Raw genomic sequence first — 562 nt, 5'->3', positions numbered from 1 at the left:
GTGATGGTCAGATTATGTTTACCATCTTTCAGTTCAGCGCCTGCTGCTGGAGTAAAGGTCCACTCACCCTTGCCATTGGCCGTGGTTGAACCGATCAGTTCACCGTTATCGTAGATCTTGACCAGGCTGTCAGCTTCCGCACTCCCACTCAGGGTTGGGGTGCTGTCGTTGGTGAAATCGTCCTTCTGCAATGGACCCACGTGTGGCTCTGCGTTGTCCACCACGCTGGTGATTGCTGGCTCGGCAGGAATAGTGATGTCAACATTGATGTCATAAGACGGCGTGCTTGGCGTGGTTTTGTTACCCGCCGCATCGACCGCCACGATGGTCAACTGGTTGTTGCCTTCCACCAATGGGGTGGTTGGCGTCAGTGACCAGGTGCCATCATCGAGTACCTTGGTGCTACCAATCGGGTGATTACCTGCCGCATCAGTGGTGTACACAATGATGATATCGCCCTTGGTACCAATACCGCTGATCAGCGGCTGGCTGTCATCGGTGCTTTGGCCTGGATCGACCTTGCCGGTCTTCTCGCCCACGCGGTCTTCCACACCGGTGATCT

1 protein-coding gene is annotated in these 562 nt (G+C 55.3%); it reads right to left on the bottom strand.

The features are described from left to right. Positions 1-562 (bottom strand): Ig-like domain-containing protein (locus AC2A06_RS18805; RefSeq protein ID WP_484381293.1); only part of this gene is annotated, 562 nt, incomplete at both ends.

It is taken from the genome of Serratia sp. HNCC26DJ244 (genome assembly GCF_057180565.1).
The sequence above is the reverse complement of the archived record's forward strand: the minus strand, read 5'-3'. Positions and strand labels throughout refer to the sequence as shown.